Source organism: Deinococcus betulae (assembly GCF_020166395.1).
Lineage (GTDB): Bacteria > Deinococcota > Deinococci > Deinococcales > Deinococcaceae > Deinococcus > Deinococcus betulae.
Genome location: NZ_JAIQXU010000097.1, coordinates 1 through 650, shown reverse-complemented (window position 1 = coordinate 650; position 650 = coordinate 1). Strand labels below are relative to the sequence as shown.

Genomic DNA, 650 nt, shown 5'->3' with positions numbered 1-650 from the left:
GCCGCTTCGTAGTCAAAGGAAATCAGGTCAGCGCCCGTGATTTCGCAGGTGTCATTGACGCTGACGTTCACGGCAACGGTGGCTGGGGCAGGGCTGGCGGCCGTGGCCACGCTCAGCAGCGCGGCACTCAGCAGGAGGGGCAGGGTCTTCAGGCGCATGGGGCTCCTTGGTCAGCTGGTCGCTGGGGTGAGATAAGGCGCGGTGATCCAGCCGCACGGCTGGCGTTCAGCTGGATCACCGCGGGCAGGGATTTAGAACGTGACGTTGATGTCCACGCTGCCGGTGTAGTCGGCGGCGGTGGGAGCGCCCCACTGGCCAGCGGCGGCGGTGGCGGCCAGGGTGTAGACGTACTGGTCGGCGCCAGCGTAGCTGCCGGTGCCGGCGCCCGCGTTGGCGACGCTCGTCAGGGCGTAGGTGGCGTTCAGCGACTTGCTCTTGCTGGCGCTGTTCAGAACCACGGCGCCGGTGGCGGCCGTGTTGACCGTCAGGCTGGTGCCGGCGTTGCAGTACAGGGTCGCGCCGCCGCTCACGGCGCCGGTCGTGCCCACAATGGCGTCGTAGGTGAAGCTGGCGGCGCTGGTGGCAGTCGTGTCAAACATGCAGGAGGACAGCACGTTGGCGTTCACGGTCACCGGGGTGCTGGTCGTGCC

1 protein-coding gene is annotated in these 650 nt (G+C 68.2%); it reads right to left on the bottom strand.

All coding sequences use genetic code 11. From position 1 onward, the window contains the following. Positions 1 to 251: 251 nt before the first annotated feature. A partial coding sequence (locus tag K7W42_RS22790) for a hypothetical protein (protein WP_224577703.1) occupies positions 252 to 650 on the bottom strand: 399 nt, incomplete at its 5' end.